This is a genomic window from Aeromonas sp. R1-1 (assembly GCF_040908495.1).
Lineage (GTDB): Bacteria > Pseudomonadota > Gammaproteobacteria > Enterobacterales > Aeromonadaceae > Aeromonas > Aeromonas veronii.
The window spans coordinates 36,061-53,771 of record NZ_JBFODV010000311.1; the positions used below are offsets into that span (position 1 = coordinate 36,061).

Annotated in this window: 16 protein-coding genes; 7 read left to right on the forward strand and 9 right to left on the reverse strand. The window is 61.5% G+C overall.

Features of this window, described 5'->3' with window-relative positions; all coding sequences use genetic code 11:
• Positions 1 to 111 precede the first annotated feature (111 nt).
• From AB5Y92_RS22050 to AB5Y92_RS22065, 4 genes are all read left to right on the forward strand, one after another.
• Positions 112 to 1,110 (forward strand): BMP family protein, encoded by a 999-nt coding sequence (locus tag AB5Y92_RS22050; RefSeq protein ID WP_005340803.1) that lies wholly within the window; start codon positions 112 to 114, stop codon positions 1,108 to 1,110.
• Positions 1,111 to 1,195: 85 nt separating this feature from the next.
• The gene (locus tag AB5Y92_RS22055; protein ID WP_368227816.1) at positions 1,196 to 2,761 is read left to right on the forward strand and encodes an ABC transporter ATP-binding protein; all 1,566 of its coding nucleotides are present in this window, start codon (positions 1,196 to 1,198) and stop codon (positions 2,759 to 2,761) included.
• Positions 2,761 to 3,879: an ABC transporter permease gene (locus tag AB5Y92_RS22060; protein ID WP_368227818.1), complete on the forward strand. Its 1,119-nt coding sequence runs from the start codon at positions 2,761 to 2,763 to the stop codon at positions 3,877 to 3,879. Before AB5Y92_RS22055 ends, AB5Y92_RS22060 begins: the two co-directional genes overlap by 1 nt.
• A 2-nt stretch (positions 3,880 to 3,881) precedes the next feature.
• Positions 3,882 to 4,847, forward strand: coding sequence for an ABC transporter permease (locus tag AB5Y92_RS22065; protein WP_021230728.1), 966 nt, complete (start codon positions 3,882 to 3,884; stop codon positions 4,845 to 4,847).
• 82 nt (positions 4,848 to 4,929) lie between these two features.
• Here AB5Y92_RS22065 and mgtE read toward each other — a convergent pair whose 3' ends face one another.
• From mgtE to argS, 5 genes are all read right to left on the reverse strand, one after another.
• Positions 4,930 to 6,354: a magnesium transporter gene (gene mgtE / locus AB5Y92_RS22070; RefSeq protein WP_139733602.1), complete on the reverse strand. Its 1,425-nt coding sequence runs from the start codon at positions 6,352 to 6,354 to the stop codon at positions 4,930 to 4,932.
• A gap of 190 nt (positions 6,355 to 6,544) precedes the next feature.
• Entirely contained in the window at positions 6,545 to 7,873 is a 1,329-nt protein-coding gene (hslU, locus tag AB5Y92_RS22075) for an HslU--HslV peptidase ATPase subunit (RefSeq protein ID WP_005340773.1), read from the reverse strand.
• Between the two features lie 66 nt (positions 7,874 to 7,939).
• Entirely contained in the window at positions 7,940 to 8,473 is a 534-nt protein-coding gene (hslV, locus tag AB5Y92_RS22080; protein ID WP_005340772.1) for an ATP-dependent protease subunit HslV, read from the reverse strand.
• 187 nt (positions 8,474 to 8,660) lie between these two features.
• Positions 8,661 to 9,506 (reverse strand): SPOR domain-containing protein, encoded by an 846-nt coding sequence (locus AB5Y92_RS22085; RefSeq protein WP_005340771.1) that lies wholly within the window; start codon positions 9,504 to 9,506, stop codon positions 8,661 to 8,663.
• Positions 9,507 to 9,509: 3 nt separating this feature from the next.
• Complete coding sequence (argS, locus tag AB5Y92_RS22090) at positions 9,510 to 11,255, reverse strand: arginine--tRNA ligase (RefSeq protein WP_368227820.1); 1,746 nt, start codon at positions 11,253 to 11,255, stop codon at positions 9,510 to 9,512.
• Between the two features lie 310 nt (positions 11,256 to 11,565).
• Here argS and AB5Y92_RS22095 point away from each other — a divergent pair, with 310 nt between their 5' ends.
• The 3 genes from AB5Y92_RS22095 (at position 11,566) to AB5Y92_RS22105 (ending at position 13,543) form a co-directional block, all read left to right on the forward strand.
• Positions 11,566 to 12,132 carry an LON peptidase substrate-binding domain-containing protein gene (locus tag AB5Y92_RS22095; RefSeq protein ID WP_101530424.1) on the forward strand — a complete coding sequence of 189 codons (567 nt, stop codon included), beginning with the start codon at positions 11,566 to 11,568 and terminating at the stop codon, positions 12,130 to 12,132.
• Between the two features lie 141 nt (positions 12,133 to 12,273).
• A complete protein-coding gene (locus tag AB5Y92_RS22100) occupies positions 12,274 to 12,843 on the forward strand; it encodes a sigma-70 family RNA polymerase sigma factor (RefSeq protein WP_005355542.1) in 570 nt (189 codons plus the stop codon).
• On the forward strand, positions 12,836 to 13,543 hold the full coding sequence (locus AB5Y92_RS22105) for a ChrR family anti-sigma-E factor (RefSeq protein WP_368227822.1): 708 nt from the start codon (positions 12,836 to 12,838) through the stop codon (positions 13,541 to 13,543). The genes AB5Y92_RS22100 and AB5Y92_RS22105 overlap by 8 nt, the downstream gene beginning before the upstream one ends.
• Positions 13,544 to 13,609: 66 nt before the next feature.
• Here AB5Y92_RS22105 and bacA read toward each other — a convergent pair whose 3' ends face one another.
• From bacA to AB5Y92_RS22125, 4 genes are all read right to left on the reverse strand, one after another.
• On the reverse strand, positions 13,610 to 14,425 hold the full coding sequence (gene bacA, locus AB5Y92_RS22110) for an undecaprenyl-diphosphate phosphatase (protein WP_257124127.1): 816 nt from the start codon (positions 14,423 to 14,425) through the stop codon (positions 13,610 to 13,612).
• A 115-nt stretch (positions 14,426 to 14,540) separates the two neighbouring features.
• Positions 14,541 to 15,530 (reverse strand): galactose-1-epimerase, encoded by a 990-nt coding sequence (gene galM / locus AB5Y92_RS22115; protein WP_368227825.1) that lies wholly within the window; start codon positions 15,528 to 15,530, stop codon positions 14,541 to 14,543.
• The gene (gene galK, locus AB5Y92_RS22120; RefSeq protein WP_368227827.1) at positions 15,527 to 16,675 is read right to left on the reverse strand and encodes a galactokinase; all 1,149 of its coding nucleotides are present in this window, start codon (positions 16,673 to 16,675) and stop codon (positions 15,527 to 15,529) included. Before galK ends, galM begins: the two co-directional genes overlap by 4 nt.
• On the reverse strand, positions 16,672 to 17,711 hold a 1,040-nt coding region (locus AB5Y92_RS22125; protein ID WP_368227830.1), incomplete at its 5' end, for a UDP-glucose--hexose-1-phosphate uridylyltransferase. The genes AB5Y92_RS22125 and galK, both read right to left, overlap by 4 nt.

A 17,711-nucleotide genomic window follows, 5' to 3' on the forward strand; every position in this document is an offset into this window, starting at 1 on the left:
ATCATTTGCTTGACCCGCATCGGGGCTGACTTAGAGTAAGCCTGCGTGCTAGATAGCCTGCTCTGACAGGCAAGCAAGTTCCCTCACTTAATAACAATCAAGGATACGATCGTGACTAAAGTGCTCAAGCTGGCCACCGTGGCCTCCCTCACTCTCGCTGCTCTCTCTGCTCAGGCTGCTTCCGAACCAGCCGTCATTTATGACACCGCGGGCAAGTATGACAAATCATTCAACGAAGCCGTGTTCCGTAACGGCGTCGAGCTTTACAACAAGGACAAGGGCGTCAAGGTCAAAGAGTTTGAACCCCAGAACGAAGCCCAGCGCGAGCAGGGTCTGCGTCGTCTGGCCAGCCGTGGCAACGGCCCGATCGTGGCGGTCGGTTTCAACATGGGTTCTGCGGTAGAGAAGGTTGCGACCGAATTCCCGAAAACCCAGTTCACCATCATCGACATGGTGGTCGACAAGCCGAACGTCCAGTCCGTCATCTTCAAGGAGCATGAAGGTTCCTTCCTGGTGGGCGCGCTGGCTGCCATCGCTTCCAAGAGCGGCAAGGTCGGCTTCGTGGGCGGCATGGATATCCCGCTGATCCGCAAATTCCAGTGCGGTTACGAGCAGGGTGCCAAGTTCGTCAATCCGAAGATCGAAGTGTTCCAGAACATGGCGGGCTCTACCCCGGCCGCGTTTGCTGACCCGGCCAAAGGTGCCGAGCTGGCCAAGTCCCAGTTCGCCAAAGGTGCTGATGTGGTTTACGCCGCAGCTGGCGGTACCGGTATCGGTGTCTATCAGGCAGCGAAGGACAGCGGCAAGTTCGCTATCGGTGTGGACTCCAACCAGAACCACCTGCAACCGGGCACCATGCTGACCTCCATGGTCAAGTCTGTGGGTCTGGCCGCTTACCAGACCTGGGATGACGCTGCCAAAGGCGAGTGGAAGCCGGGTATCAAGAACCTGGGTCTGGCCGAAGGTGGTGTGGATTGGGCGCTCGACAAGGACAACGAGAAGCTGATCACCCCGGAAATGAAAGCCAAGGTGGATGCCATCAAGGCTGAAATCATCGCTGGCAAGGTCAAGGTTCATGACTACATGAGCGATAACACCTGCAAATACTAATTAGATAGCTGCTACGACTCTCAACGCACCACCGGCCCGCACGGGCCGGTTTTTAGTCTTATTTCATGAAACGCAGGGCTGCATCATGGACCAGACAGATCGCTATGCCATCGAATTAAGAGGTATCGATAAGCGGTTCGGCGAAGTGTACGCCAACAAGCTGATCGACCTTAAGGTTCGCAAAGGCAGTATCCACGGCATTGTCGGCGAAAATGGCGCCGGTAAGTCCACCCTGATGAGCATCATTTATGGTTTCTACCATGCCGACAAAGGCGAGATGCTGATCGACGGGAATCCTTTCAAACCCCATGGCTCACAAGATGCGATTGCCGCAGGGGTGGGCATGGTTCACCAGCACTTCATGCTGGTCAACAACTTCACTGTATTGGAAAACGTCATCCTCGGCGCTGAGAACGGCTGGCACCTTCAGCAGAGCGTGGCGTCAGCCGAAAAGCTGCTTGGCGAACTGGCGCGAGATTATGGCCTCGACGTGCCGCTGCACGAGAAGGTCGAAGATCTGCCGGTTGGCTTGCAACAGCGGGTCGAAATTCTCAAGGCGCTCTATCGCGGCGCTCGCATCCTGATCCTCGACGAGCCGACCGGGGTACTGACCCCGCAAGAGGCGGATCACCTGTTCGAGGTGCTGAAAAAACTGCGGGATCAGGGGGCGACCATCATCCTTATCACCCACAAGCTGCGGGAGATCCTGGCCATTACCGATCAGGTTTCCATCATGCGCCGTGGCGAGATGGTGGCACACGTCGCCACCAAGGATACCGACAAGGAGCAGCTGGCCGAACTGATGGTGGGCCGCAAGGTGCGCCTCAAGGTCGACAAGGGGCCAACCCAGCCCGGTGAAGCCAAGCTGAAGATCGAAGGGCTCAGTTACGTCGACGCCAGCAAGGTGGAGCGGGTCAAATCGGTCAGCTTCGAGGTGCGGGCCGGTGAAGTGGTCGGCATTGCCGGGGTCTCCGGCAACGGTCAGTCCGAACTGCTCAGCCTGCTTGGCGGCATTCTCAAGCCGAGCAAGGGCGGCTTCACCATCAGCAGCCGCAGCGGCGTGCACAAGGTGAGCGCAGAGCACCCGGCCGATCCGGAGCTGGTGCGCAACTACGGCCTCGGTCATGTGCCGGAAGATCGCCACAAGATGGGGCTGATCAACCGCTTCGAGGCGAAAGAGGCCTTTATTCTCGGTTATCACCGCCGCCCGCAATACAACAAGGGTTGGCTGCAGAACAAGGAGGCGATCCAGCAGGATTGTCAGGCCAAGATGGAGAAGTGGGACGTGCGCCCGCCCCATCCCGAGCACAAGACTGCCAACTTCTCCGGTGGCAACCAGCAGAAGCTGGTGATCGCCCGTGAAGTGGAGCAGGACCCGGATGTGCTGTTGATCGGCCAGCCGACCCGCGGGGTCGACATCGGCGCCATCGAGTATATCCACCAGCAGATCATCGCCATGCGTGACAAGGGCAAGGCGGTGCTGCTGGTCTCGGTGGAGCTGGACGAGATCATGAGCCTCGCAGACCGGATTCTGGTGATTGCCGATGGTCGCATCGTTGGCGAGCTGGATGGTGCCAAGGCGGATGAGCGCACCATTGGTCTGATGATGGCGAACATAGTGCCGGACGAAGTTGCCAAGGAGGCCCACTGATGAGCCAAGTACGTATTCCTGCCTGGGTCTCCGTAGGCGTCTTGTCTGCGGTCAACATCCTGCTGGCCTTCCTGGTGTCGGCCATTCTGTTCTACTACCTCGACATCAACCCGGTCGATGCCGCCAAGATCATGTGGTACGGCGCGTTCGGCACTGGTGAAGGGGTCGGCTTCACCCTCTACTACGCAACCGGCTTTATCTTTACCGGTCTGTCGGTGGCGGTCGCCTTCCACGCCGGTCTGTTCAATATCGGCGGTGAAGGTCAGGCCTATATCGGCGGGCTCGGTGTCGGTCTGGTCTGTCTGATGCTCGGCGAGGTGCTGCCGTTTGCCCTGCTGTTGCCGCTCTCCATCATTGCCGGTGGTCTGTTCGGTGCGGCCTGGGCCTTTATTCCGGCCTGGCTGCAAGCCAAGCGCGGCAGCCATATCGTGATCACCACCATCATGTTCAACTTCATCGCCGCCTCGCTGATGGCCTATCTGCTGGTGGAGGTGTTCAAGCCGCCCGGCTCGATGGCGACCGAGAGCAAGGTGTTTGCCGAGGCAAGCTGGCTGCCCAAGATGAGTGGGCTGGCGAACCTGTTCGGGATGGAGATCCCCAACAGCCCGCTCAATATCAGCTTCTTCTGGGCGCTGATCTGTGCGGCGCTGGTGTGGGTCTTTATCTGGCACACCCGCTGGGGTTACGAGATCCGCTCGGTCGGCGCCAGCCAAAGTGCCTCCGCCTACGCCGGTATCTCCTATCCCAAGGTGGTGATCCTGGCCATGGTCATCTCCGGTATGCTGTCGGGCTTCTTCGCCCTCAACGTGCTGCAGGGTGAGCTGCACCAGATCAAGCTCAACTTCGTGGAAGGGTTCGGCTTCACCGGTATCGCGGTGGCGCTGATGGGGCGCAACCATCCGGTCGGCGTCATCATCGCCAGCCTGCTGTTCGGTTTCCTCTATCAGGGGGGCGCCGAGCTCAGCTTCGAATTCGGTGTCGACCGCAACATCGTGGTGGTGTTGCAGGGTCTGGTGATCCTGTTCTGTGGCGCCCTTGAGCACATGATGCGTCCGCGCATCGAGCAGCTCTATCTGGCGTTTGCCAACCGCTCAGCCGCGCAAGCTAAAGGAGTCTGATCATGTTTGAAATTCTGATCCTGATGCTGGATGCGACCATCCGTACCGCGCCGCCGCTCATTCTCGCCGCCATGGCGGGCATGTTTTGCGAGCGCTCCGGGGTGGTCAACATTGCGCTGGAAGGCAAACTTCTGGCGGCGGCGTTCGCCAGTGGTGCGGCGGCGGCGGTCTCCGGTTCTGCCTGGATAGGTCTGGGTGCCGGGGTGGGTGTTTCCATCCTGTTTGCCCTGATGCACGGCTTTGCCACCATCACCCACCGCGGTGATCAGGTGGTGAGCGGTATGGCCATCAACATTCTGGCGGCCGGTCTGACCGTCACCCTGGGCCGTTACTGGTTCGATCAGGGGGGCCAGACTCCGGCGCTCTCCGGTGATGCCCGTTTCGCCCCCATCGATCTGCCCTATGCCAAGGAGCTGTGGGATGTGCCGGTGATCGGCCAGCTCTACAGCGAGCTGCTGAGCGGCCACTCCCTGCTGGAGTACGTGGCGTTTGCCTGCGTGCCGCTGGCCTGGTGGGTGATGTTCCGTACCCGCTTCGGTTTGCGTCTGCGGGCGGTGGGTGAGGCACCCGCAGCGGTCGATACCGCCGGTATCTCTGTGGTGCGCATGCGCTACACCGCGCTCCTCATCGGCGGCCTGCTGGCCGGTATTGGTGGCACCTATCTGGCGGTGGCCCAGACGGCCCAGTTCATCCCCAACATGAGTGCGGGCAAGGGCTTTATGGCGCTGGCGGCGCTGGTGTTCGGCAAGTGGCGTCCCTGGAATGCCATGGCAGCCTGCCTGCTGTTCGGCTTCCTCGATGCGGTCGCCATCCGGCTGCAAGGGGTCAGCATTGGCGGCTTCGCCATTCCGGTGCAGGCCATCGAGGCACTGCCCTACATCCTGACCGTGTTCCTGCTGGCCGGTTTTATCGGCCGTGCGGTGGCACCCAAGGCGCTCGGCACCCCCTATGTGAAGGAGCGGGAGTAGCGCCTTTTATCGCGATATTCACGATCACACAGATAACAGCAGGCCCACTTCGGTGGGCCTGTTTTTTATGGCTTGTGGCTGGTTACAGCAGGAACAGGGTCGCCAGCCCGAGGAAGATAAAGAAGCCGCCGGTATCGGTGATGGCGGTGATCATCACGCTGGCCCCCACCGCCGGGTCGCGGCCGAGGCGGGTCATGGTCATGGGGATAATCACCCCCATCAGGGCGGCCACCAGCAGGTTGAGCATCATGGCCAGGGTCATCACGGCGCCGAGCGCCGCATCCTGATAGAGCAGATAGGTGGCAATGCCCATGGTGCCGCCCCACACCAGCCCGTTGATAAAGGCGACGCCGAGTTCCCGCAGCAGCAGGAAGGAGAGGTTGCCTGCCTGAATGTGCTGCAGCGCCAGCGCCCGCACTATCATGGTGATGGTCTGGTTGCCGGTGTTGCCGCCGATCCCGGCGACGATGGGCATCAGCGCCGCCAGTGCCACCAGCTGGGAGATGGTGTGCTCGAACAGGCCGATCACCCGCGAGGCGACAAAGGCGGTGCAGAGGTTGATGGCAAGCCAGGCCCAGCGGGTCTTGACCGCCTTGGAGACCGGGGCGAACACGTCTTCATCCTCGCTGATACCCCCCATCCGGCGCAGGTCGGTGTCACTCTCCTCATAGACCAGATCCACCACCTCTTCGACGGTGAGGCGGCCCATCAGCTTGCCCTTGCCATCCACCACGGCGGCGGAGAGCAGGTCATCCCGTTCGAAGGTGCGGGCCGCCGCTTCGTCGTTATCCTCCGGATCGAAGGTGACCGGATCCCGCTCCATCACATCGCTCACCAGAGTGGCGGGTTTGTGCAGCAGCACAGTGGTGAGGGCCAGCTCCCCCAGTAGGTGGTTGCGCCGATCGATGACGAACAGCTTGTCGGTGTTGGCGGGGATCTTGCCGCGCAGCCGCAGATAGCGCTGCACCGTGGCCAGACTCACCTCGGGGCGGATGGTGATGATCTCGAAGTCCATCATGGCGCCGACGGTGTGCTTGCCGTAGCGGATCACCTCCCGCACCCGATCCCGGTCGGCGGGGGCCATATAGGTGAGCAGCCGCCCCATCAGGTTGCGCGGCAGGTACTGGCCCAGATAGATCTGATCGTCGATATCCAGGGTACGCAGGGCGTGCAGTAGCTCCTTGTCGCTCATCCCGCTGATCAGGCTGTCCCACACCGTCTCCGACGCTTCGACCAGGATCTGGCCGCGCTTCTCCTCCTCCACCAGTGCCCACAGGGCATGACGCTCATCGGGCGGTAGCGACTCCAGCGCATCGGCGACGTCGGCGGCGGGCAACCCGTTGACCAGCGCAGTGAGTTCGCTGGTCTGATCGCGCTGCTCGGCATCCTGCACTACCTGCGGATCGAGCAGGCTGTCGGTGAGGGCATCATCGCGCAGCAGCAGGGTGAGAATGCGGGATCTGTCATCCGCGCGCTGCCTGGCGCTGTTCTTGATGGGAAGAGACATGAAAAGTTTCCTGAACCGGTGGTCATGGGCATAGGATAACAGACCCACCCCCTCTTGTTATGGGGAAGGACGGCCAGTGCAGCGGGCAGAAAAAACGCCTCGTGGAGGAGGCGTCTTGCTATGGAGTTGAGCGGTTCGCTTACAGGATCTTCAACCCCTCAGATTATGATCTTCGATTGTGAACAGTCTGTTACAGAATAAAGCGGCTCAGATCCTCATCCTCAACAAGCGCACCGAGGTGGGCGTTGACGTAGTCGGTGTCGATGACAAAGGTCTCGCCGGACTTCTCGGAGGCGTCGTAGGAGATATCTTCCATCAGGCGTTCCATCACGGTGTGCAGACGGCGGGCACCGATATTCTCGGTACGCTCGTTGACCTGCCAGGCCGCTTCGGCCAGACGGCGGATGCCATCCTTGGTGAACTCGATATTGACCCCTTCGGTGGCCATCAGCGCCTTGTACTGATCGGTCAGGGAGGCGTTCGGTTCGGTCAGGATACGCTCGAAGTCATCTGTGGTCAGGGCGGTCAGCTCGACTCGGATCGGCAGACGGCCCTGAAGCTCGGGGATGAGATCGGACGGCTTGGCGATCTGGAAGGCGCCGGAGGCGACAAACAGGATGTGGTCGGTCTTGACCATGCCGTGCTTGGTGTTGACGGTGCAACCTTCAACCAGCGGCAGCAGGTCGCGCTGAACCCCTTCACGGGAGACATCCGGGCCCGAGCTTTCGCCGCGCTTGCAGATCTTGTCGATCTCGTCGAGGAAGACGATGCCGTTGTTCTCGACCGCAGCGATCGCTTTCTGCTTCAGCTCTTCCGGATTGACCAGACGGGCCGCTTCCTCTTCGATCAGCGCCTTCATGGCCTCTTTGACCTTGATCTTGCGCTTCTTCTTCTGGTTCTGGCCCAGATTCTGGAACAGCCCCTGCAGCTGGTTGGCCATCTCTTCCATGCCCGGCGGGGTCATGATTTCGACGCCCATCGGGGAGGCGGAGAGTTCCAGCTCGATCTCCTTGTCATCCAGCTGACCTTCCCGCAGTTTCTTGCGGAAGATCTGGCGGGTGTTGGAGTTGTCGGCTTTCTCTTCCTCACCCCAGGTGTTGCGCGGGTTGGGCAGCAGGGCGTCGAGGATGCGCTCTTCGGCGGCTTCCTCGGCGCGGTATTTCATCTTCTCCATCTCGGTTTCGCGCACCAGCTTGATGGCGGCATCGGTCAGATCGCGGATGATGCTGTCCACTTCCTTGCCGACATAGCCCACTTCGGTGAACTTGGTCGCTTCTACCTTGATGAAGGGGGCGTTGGCCAGCTTGGCCAGACGACGGGCGATCTCGGTCTTGCCGACACCGGTCGGGCCGATCATCAGGATGTTTTTCGGGGTCACTTCATGGCGCATTTCTTCGTTGAGTTGCATCCGGCGCCAGCGGTTGCGCAGGGCAACGGCAACGGCGCGCTTGGCATCGGCCTGACCAATGATGTGTCTGTCCAGCTCGTGGACGATTTCTCTCGGGGTCATCTCGGACATGATGGTGTTCCTGTATCCGGGGCGGGCAGTGCCCACCCCTTGGGAAATTGGGTTTGGCTGGTGGCCTTATTTCGCCGAATAGTCCAGCACTTCGATGGTGTGGTTGCCGTTGGTGAAGACGCAGATGTCGCCCGCAATCTTGAGGGACTTCTCGACAATGGTCCTGGCATCCAGCTCGGTGTTTTCCAGCAGCGCGATGGCGGCGGACTGGGCAAAGTTGCCGCCGCTGCCGATGGCGATGAGATCGTGCTCCGGCTGTACCACGTCACCGTTGCCGGTGATGATGAAGGATTTGTGTTCGTCGGCCACGGCCAGCAGCGCTTCAAGGCGGCGCAGGGCGCGATCGGTGCGCCAATCTTTGGCCAGCGCCACGGCGGCGCGCTCCAGATTACCCTGATGGGCCTGCAGTTTTGCTTCGAAACGTTCGAGTAGGGTGAAGGCGTCGGCGGTACCGCCAGCGAAACCGGCCAGCACCTTGCCGTTATAGAGGCGATGAACCTTGCGGGCGTTGCCCTTCATGACGGTGTTGCCAAGAGAGACCTGGCCATCGCCACCGATGACGACCTGACCGTTGCGGCGAACTGAAACTATGGTAGTCACTTTACTTACCTCGCTTGAGCCGAATGACGGCCTGACTGTGCATGGCAAGAAAGATGGGGATGGCAAACGGGCTTTTCAACCCTGCCTTTGGTCGGGATAAACGGGGTAGCAAACAGCGTGGGTGCGAGTGGCACCAAAAGAACAGGGCCGGGTGTTGCCACCCGGCCCTGCGTCATCGGTAAGCGGATTACCCTTTCTTGGGAATGCAGCCGCTGATGCCGGAGCTCTGCAGCTTGCTGTTGGCCGCGTCGGCGGCCGCCTTGCCGTTGAAGGGGCCCACCATCACCTTGTAGACGGTGCCGTTGGCGCCATTGATCACCTGCAGGCTGGAGGAGAGGCCGGCGGTGAAGGCGATACGCGCCTTGAGCGACTCTGCGGAATCCTGCGAGCGCAGGGCGGCGCACTGCATCATGTAGCGACCGCTGTCGGCGGCTGCGGTCTGGGCTGGCGGAGTGGCCGCTTTGGCCTTGGCCGCTTCGGCCCGCTCCCGTTCCAGCTCGGCGCGGATCTCCCGCTCCATCCGTTCCCGTTCTGCCTTGCGGTCGATCACCTGCTCTTGTGCGCTGGCAACCGGTGCACCCGAGGTGGAAGGGGTGGTCGCCGGATTGGGCTGATAGGGCTTGGGCTGGCCGATGGGCGTTCCCGGTTGGGGAATGTCGGTCGGCACCGGCTGCGGCAGTTTTTCCGGCTGCAGGGTCATGGTATCTGCCGGCGGTGGCGGCAGCACACCCGGCTGGGTCGGCGGCTCTATGATATCGACCTGCTTGTTCTCAAGCCGTTCGATGTAGCTCCACTTCTCCTGAGGCAGCCCGTTATTCTGCGCTTTTGGCTTGTTGGCCTTTACCTGCTCCTCAATGGTGGGGGCGTCGTTGCCCTTGCCATTGATCATGTAAAGGAAGCCACCAAAGCCTGCCAGCAGTGCCACGACCAGCAGCACTGGAATAACAGGAAAGCGGCGAGGGGCCGCTTTCTTGGTATTGCGGCCACCCGCCCGACGTCGCGGGCGGCTGCCGACATAATCCCGGGTTGCCATCTATTACATGCGCTCCAGGGTATGGATGCCCAGTACGCCGAGGCCCAGTTTCAGCACCTTGGCGGTGGCGGCGCACAGCAGCAGACGGCTCTGACGGGTCGCTTCGTCCACGCCATCCTTGTTGATCGGACAGGCTTCGTAGAAGGTCATGAAGTTGCCGGACAACTCGTACAGGTAGGTACAGAGCAGGTGCGGCATGCCTTTGTCGGCCACGCCGTTGACCGCGTCGGAGAACTGGATCAGCTTCTGGGCCAGCACCTCTTCGGCCTCTTCGTTCAGGGTCACGTTGCCGGTCAGCGTCTCGGCATCGATGTTGGCCTTGCGGAAGATGGACTGGATACGGGTGTAGGCGTACTGCAGGTAAGGAGCTGTGTTGCCTTCAAAGGAGAGCATCAGATCCCAGTCGAAGATGTAGTCGGTAGTGCGGTTCTTGGAGAGATCCGCATACTTGACCGCACCCATGGCGATGGCGTGCACCACTTCGGCCTTCTCTTCGGCAGAGAGGTCGCTGTTGCGGCTCTCCAGCAGGGCGGCGGCGCGCTCTTCCGCTTCGTTCAGCAGGTCAACCAGCTTGACGGTGCCACCGGAGCGGGTCTTGTAGGGACGACCATCCTTGCCCAGCATCATGCCGAAGGCGTGGTGCTCGAGGGGGACGGATTCCGGTACATAGCCCGCTTTGCGGGTGATGGTCCAGGCCTGCATCAGGTGCTGGTGCTGACGGGAGTCGATGAAGTACATGACACGGTCGGCGCCCAGGGTTTCATAACGGTATTTGGCACAGGCGATGTCGGTGGTGGTGTAGAGGAAACCGCCATCGCTCTTCTGGATGATGACGCCCATGGCCTCGCCATCCTTGTTCTTGAACTCGTCCAGGAAGACAACGGTGGCGCCTTCGCTCTCGACCGCCAGCCCCTTGGCTTTCAGGTCGGCAACGATCTCCGGCAGCATGTCGTTGTACATGGACTCGCCCATGATGTCCTTGTTGGTCAGGGAGACATTCAGGCGGTCATAGTTGATCTGGTTCTGTTCCATGGTCATGTCGACCAGCTTCTTCCACATGGTACGGCAGTACTCATCGCCGCCCTGCAGCTTGACCACGTAGTTACGGGCGCGCTCGGCGAAGACTTCGTCTTCGTCGTAGCAACGCTTGGCCTGGGTGTAGAAGGCTTCCAGATCCTTGAGCGCCATGTCGCTGGCGTGTTCGTTGGACATCTTCTCCAGGTAGGCGATCAGCATGCCGAACTGGGTGCCCCAGTCGCCGATGTGGTTGGCACGGATCACTTTGTGGCCGAGGAATTCCAGCGCGCGCGCAGCTACGTCACCGAGTACGGTGGAGCGGATGTGGTGCACCGCCATCTCTTTGGCCACGTTGGGGGCGGAGTAGTCCACCACCACGGTTTGTGGCGCGGGCAACCGTACGTTGGCGTTGGCAGAGGTCACCATGGCCTCGACCTGACCGGCCAGCCAGCGCTGGTCGAAGAAGAAGTTGATGAAGCCGGGACCGGCGATCTCGACCTTGGCGATCAGGTCGGAGGCAGGCAGATGCTCGATGATGGCAGCCGCCAGCTCACGGGGATTCTTGCGGGCCGGTTTGGCCAGCAGCATGGCCAGGTTGGTAGCCAGGTCGCCGTGAGCTTTTTCCTTGCATCGGTCTACTTGCACGCGGGCTTCCAGGTCCGCCGGCAGGACGCCTGCTGACTTGAGATTGGCTACCGTTTGTTCAAGTAGATGATGAATATGCTCTTTCATAACTGACCACCAAGGTTGCGCGTCGAAAAATGACTGATATATAAGGGCGTGAATTTTACCCGCATCGGCCCGAGAAAACTATAGGGATGACCCGCCGCTCGCTGTCGGGCGGATATTTCACTGCGTTTGGCGCCATATTCCAGAATATTGGGCGGAAATTACGGTGCTTATCCATTTCTACTGCATATCGAAGCGGCTTGTCCAGGCTATTTTCCCCTGATTGTTAAGGGTTTTTCCTTTCCGCTGACGGGAATGATCTCCTCCCTCTGGCCCGGCGTATCAACAGAGGTTCCCAACCGAGGAGTTTGCGATGCGACTGGCGCTGTTTCCCCTATCTGCCCACCTGCTGCCCGGCGGCGTCATGCCGCTGCGGATCTTCGAACCAAGATACCAGCGGATGATTGCCGAGGCGGGGGAGTCCGGCTTTGCCCTCTGCATGGTGGACCCTCGCCAGCCCGACGCCCTGCGCAACATGCTGCCCATCGCCACCCGGGTCACCATCATCGATTTCGACCGGCTGCCGGACGGCATGCTGGGGATCACGGTGCAGGGAATGGAGCGGGTGCAGATAGAGGATCTGTGGCAGGAGCAGGATGGCCTTCGTATCGGCGAGGTGACGCCGCTGACGGCCTGGCCGCCCCGCCGGCTCCATCCCGATCAGCAACCGCTGGTCGAGGCATTGCGGGAGGTGTTTGCCGACTATCCAGACTATGCCGCCCTCTATCCCGCCCCCCGCTGGGATGATGGCAACTGGGTGGCCCAGCGCTGGCTGGAGGTGCTGCCGATCCCCCCTGAACAGAAACAACTGCTGCTAGCCGCCGCCGACAATCAGCCCGCCATCGCCCTGCTCAAGGGGGTACTGGTGGCCAGTCACTGATTTTTTCCTGACCCGCTGATCCGCCACTGCCGCAGCGCCGTACAAGTCATCACCACAGCATGTTCGACAGCACACCAAAGGGATGGCGCAATGGCATATACTGGCCAACCACACTCGACCATACGCAGGACCTCGCCCGTGATGGATAACCCGGATGGCGACCTCAAATCTCTGCTGATAAGGGTGGCAGAGCAGGCCGACAAGGCTGCTTTTGCCCGCCTGTTCCAACACTTTGCGCCGCGCATTCGCAGCTACGGCCTGCGCCACCTCGGCAGCGAAGCCAACGCTATGGAGCTGGTGCAGGAGACCATGCTGCTGGTATGGCAAAAGGCGCGTCTCTACCACCCCGAGAAGGGGGCGCCGACCACCTGGATCTACACTGTGATGCGCAACCAGTGCTTCGACATGCTGCGCCGTCGTCGCGCCAGCAAGGAGGATCTCTGTGCCGAGGAGCTGTGGCCCGTGCTGGAGTTTCAGGCCGAAGAGGAGCATCTGAGCGGGGGGGAGGATGCGGTGCTGACCCGTCAGATGGCCCACTATCTGGGCACCCTGCCGGAGCCGCAACAGCAGGTGGTGCGTGGCATCTATCTGCAGGAGTTCTCCCAGCAGGAGCTGGCGGAGCGACTCGGCGTGCCGCTCGGTACCATCAAGTCCCGCCTCAGACTGGCGTTACAGAAATTGAAAGAGCAAGTGGAGCAAGGCCATGATTAAAGCCCATCCGACCGACCCTATGCTGCGCGCCTTCGCCGCCGACGAGCTCCCTCTGCCGCTGGCGGTAGGGCTCTCCGCCCACTGTGAACTCTGCCCCGATTGTGCTGCCCGACTAAAGACATTCGAAGAGGAGCTGGCGCAGCAATATCTTGCTTCGCCAGCAGAGCCCGAGCTGGCCTCCCGCGATGAAGTGGGACTGGACGCCGGATTCGACGCCATGCTGGCGGATATTCTGGCGCAGCCGCTGGCAGAGCCCCTCTCCGAGCCCCTGTCCGAGCCAACATATGACCAGCCCCGAGCCCAGCCCGGCGAGCTGAAGGTAGCCGGTCAGGCCTACCGTTTGCCACGGGTGTTGGCCCGCTACCGTTCCCCCAAGTGGCGTCATATCGGGGCCATTCGTCAACAGAGTTTGCCGCTGGACGAGATGGGGGCGCGAGCCAGTTTGCTCCACATCGAGGCGGGCGGCCGCATCCCCGAGCACACCCATCAGGGCTATGAGCTGACCCTGCTGCTGGCTGGCAATATTCAGGATGGCGATACCCTTTACAAGGCGGGAGATTTCATCTGGCGCGATGCCAGCCACTCCCATAGCCCGCATACGCCAGATGGCTGCCTCTGCTACACGGTGCAGGATGCGCCGGTGCAGTTCACCAAGGGGCTGTCACGGCTGCTGAATGGCATCAGCCAGCACCTTTACTAAGCACTATGACGCCATAGAAAAAGGGACCAGATTGGTCCCTTTTGTCATTTCATTGCTGGTTGCCGGTCAGGCAACAAACACCAGATAGACGGCGAATGCCACGATAAAGCGGTAGATGGCGAACGGGATAAAGTCGATGCGGCGGATCAATGTCAGGAAGGTCTTGATCGCAAACATCGCTACCACGAAGGCGGTGATAAAGCCCACTGCAAACATCGGGAAGTCGGCCATCGAGAGGAAATCGCGGCTCTTGTAGAGATCCAGCCCGCTGGCCGCAACCATCATGGGCACTGCCATGATGAAGGAGAACTCGGCGGCAGCGTGACGGCTGATCCCCATCAGCATGCCACCACTGATGGTGGCGCCGGAGCGGGAGAAGCCGGGCCACAGGGCCAGACATTGGAACAGACCGATGCCGAACGCCTGCTTGTAGCTGATGTCATCCAGGGTTTCGGCTGTGACTGCAGGGCGGAACTTCTCGGCGATGATCAGCAGGATGCCCCCCGCGACCAGCGCGTACATGACGGTCTGCGGACCAAACAGGTTGGCCTTGATCCAGCTGTGGATGGCCAGACCGACCACGATGGCGGGCAGCATGCCGAGGATGACATGCACCAGCGACAGGGTCGCGTGATCCCGGGACGGCTTCTGGCCGAAGTGGATGCCAATCAGGCCAAACAGGCGGCGCCAGAAGACGGCGACCACGGCGAGGATGGAGCCAAGCTGGATCACCACTTCGAAAGTGGCAGCCTTGGGCCCTTCAAAGCCCAGCAGATGGCCGACGATAATCATGTGGCCGGTGGAGGAGACGGGGAGGAACTCGGTCAGCCCCTCGACGACGCCCAGAATAAAGGCGACCAGCAGGCTATAAGTGTCAGTCATCGAACAAACAATCCTTAACTTCGTTGATGTAAAAACGCCCCGAAAGGGTCTCGGGGCGGCTTATCTTGCTCGATAGTGACTGCTGAGGCTATGTAAAAATCATGAAACCTTTAAGTCAGTCGCGGATAAAACGGTAGCGGGTCTGGTGGTGATAACGCCCGCCCGGCAACAGCCAGGGGTCGCCCAGCTCGGGGCGATTGGGGCTGTCCGGCAGCTGTTGCGCCTCAAGACAGAAGCCGTCGTGATCCCGGTGCGACTGGCCGCTACGGTTCGGGGTATTGGCCAGCCAGTTGCCGCTGTAGAACTGCAGCGAGGGCTGGTTGGTATAGACCTCCATCGCCAACTTCTTGTCGCCAGAGACGACCCGAGCGGCCCATTCTGATGTCGGGCCGTTGAGCACAAAGGCATGATCGTACCCCTTGGCCTGTCGCTGCTGGGGATGGCTCAGCCAATCCTGTCCGACAAGGCGCTCGCGGCGCAGATCGAACGGCCCCTCCACCGGAGTGATGGCGATCGGTAAACCGCTCGGGTCGGTCGGCAGGAAGTGGTCGGCATTGATGCTGATGAGGTGGTCACGGACATCTTCGCCATCGGTTTGCCCATCGAGATTGAAGTAGGCGTGGCTGGTGAGACTGACCGGCGTCGCTGCATCTGTGCTGGCCACAAAATCGACCACCAGATCGCTCTGCTCCAGCCGGTACTCCAGGGTGACCCGCAGATTGCCGGGAAAGCCCTGATCTCCTGCCCGGGAGAGCAACGCCAGCTTGACCCGATCCGCCTCCAGCTCCTTGATTTGCCAGCGCTGGCGATGAAAGCCTGCCTGCCCGCCGTGCAGACAGTTGGGTGCCTGATTGGCATTCAGCTGCCAGCGCTGTCCATCACGCACCAGCTCGGCACCGCCGATGCGGTTGGCAAAACGCCCGGCCACCGCACCCAGCCACACCTGCTGGGTGGGATAGGCGTCGTCGGCACAGCCCAGCAGCACTTCACGCCGTTTGCCCACCACCTGCAGGGTGAGGGAGGTGAGGGTGGCGCCGAAATCGAGGCCGCGCAGGCGCAGCCCCTCCTCGTTTTCCAGCTCGAATGGCGTCATGGCGCTGCTCATAGCTTGCCTGCACCGGCGCTGGCAGAGCAGACGTAGCAGTCGGCCTTGAGGCCGGAGAGGGCCGGATACTCCGCCTCGACCGCGGCGATCACCTCAGCTACTTTCTCCGGGCGCAGCAGGGCGACCACGCAGCCGCCGAAGCCGCCGCCGGTCATCCGCACGCCGCCATCTGTGCCGATTTTAGCCTTGATAATCTCCACCAGACCGTCGATGGCGGGCACAGTGATTTCGAAGTCATCGCGCATGGCGGCGTGCGAGTCGGCCATCAGCTCGCCGAGACGAACCAGATCCCCTTGCGCCAGCGCATCGGCGGCGGCCAGGGTGCGGCTGTTGTCGCCTACCACGTGGCGGGCACGGCGGTAGCAGACCTCATCCAGTCCGGCTTTGCCCGCTTCCAGTCCGGCCAGATCGAGGTCGCGCAGCGCCTTGACCCCGTAGTGACGGGCGGCGGCTTCGCACTGCTGGCGACGAGTGTTGTATTCGCTGTCCACCAGACCGCGGCGCACGTTGGAGTTGACGATCAGCACCGCCAGATCCGCCGGCATGGGGATGAGGCGGGTCTCCAGCGAGCGGCAGTCGAGCAGCAGGGCATGATCCGTTTTGCCGCTGGCGGAGATCATCTGATCCATGATGCCGCAGTTGCAGCCGACGAACTTGTTCTCCGCCTGCTGGCCGTTGAGGGCGATCTCGGCCTGGCTGATGTCGAGCCCCAGCGCCTCCTTGAAGGCCTGACCGATGGCCACTTCCAGTGAGGCGGAGGAGGAGAGCCCCGCCCCCTGCGGCACGTTGCCGGAGACCACCAGATCGAGGCCGCGCAGGGCATAGCCTCGCTCTTGCAGATATTTCACCACGCCGCGGATGTAGTCGCTCCAGCGTTGGCTGGGGTGGTGCTCGATGGGCTGGTCGAGGTCGAACTGGTCGCGCTGGTTGTCGTAGTCGGCGGCGATCACCTGCACTTGCCGGTCATCGCGCAGGCCGATGGCAACGCAGGTCTCGTAGTCGATGGCGCAGGGCAGCACGAAGCCGTCGTTGTAGTCGGTATGTTCACCGATGAGGTTGACGCGACCTGGGGCGCGCACCAGCAGATCGGGCGCTTTGGCAAATTGCTCGGCAAAAACGGTGCTGACGCGTTGGCTGGGGGTCATAGGGCCTCCTCATTGGTGTGGTTGGTCTGGGTGTAGTGAACGGGGCTCAGGGCACGCAGCCGCTCGGCAGCCTGCTCGGGGGTAAGGTCGCGCTGGGTTTCGGCCAGCATCTCGAAGCCCACCATAAATTTGCGCACGGTGGCGGAGCGCAGCAGCGGCGGATAGAAGTGGGCATGCAGCTGCCACGCCTCGGGGCAATCCGATTTGGGCGGCGCAAAGTGCCAGCCCATGGAGTAGGGGAAGCTGCACTCGAACAGGTTGTCGTAGCGGCTGGTAAGCTCCTTGAGCGCCACTGCCAGATCCTGTTGCTGGGCCTTGGTCAGATTGAGCATGGAGGGGACGTGCGCCTTGGGCAGCAGCAGGGTTTCGAACGGCCAGGCGGCCCAGAAGGGGACGATGGCAAGCCAATGCTCGGTCTCTACCACGATGCGAGAGCGATCCGCCAGCTCCCGCTCTACATACTCCAGCAGCATGGGGCGGCCATGCTCGGCCAGCCAGTCGCGCTGGTGCTGCTCTTCGCGGGCGATCTCGTTGGGCAGGAAGTCGCTGCCCCAGATCTGGCCGTGGGGGTGCGGGTTGGAGCAGCCCATTACGGCCCCTTTGTTTTCAAAGACCTGCACCCATTCCCACTGGGCTGACAGTTCGGCGACCTGATCCATCCAGGTGGTGATCACCCCCTCGATGGCGGGCAGCGGCAGCTCGGGCAGGGTCTTGCCGTGATCCGGCGAGAAGCAGATGACCCGGCTGGTGCCGCGGGCGGCTTCCAGCTTCAACAGGGGATCGCTGGCACTATCGGCGGCCGGGGTATCCTGCATCAGGGCGGCGAAGTCGTTGGTAAAGACGAAGGTGCCCTTGTAGTCGGGGTTGATGTCGCCGGTGACCCGGGTGTTGCCTGCGCAGAGGAAGCAGTCGGGATCGTGTGCCTGTTTGGGGGCCTGACTCACCTTCTCCACCTGTCCCTGCCAGGGGCGTTTGGCCCGATGGGGGGAGACCAGCACATACTGGCCGGTCAGCGGGTTGAAGCGGCGATGGGGAT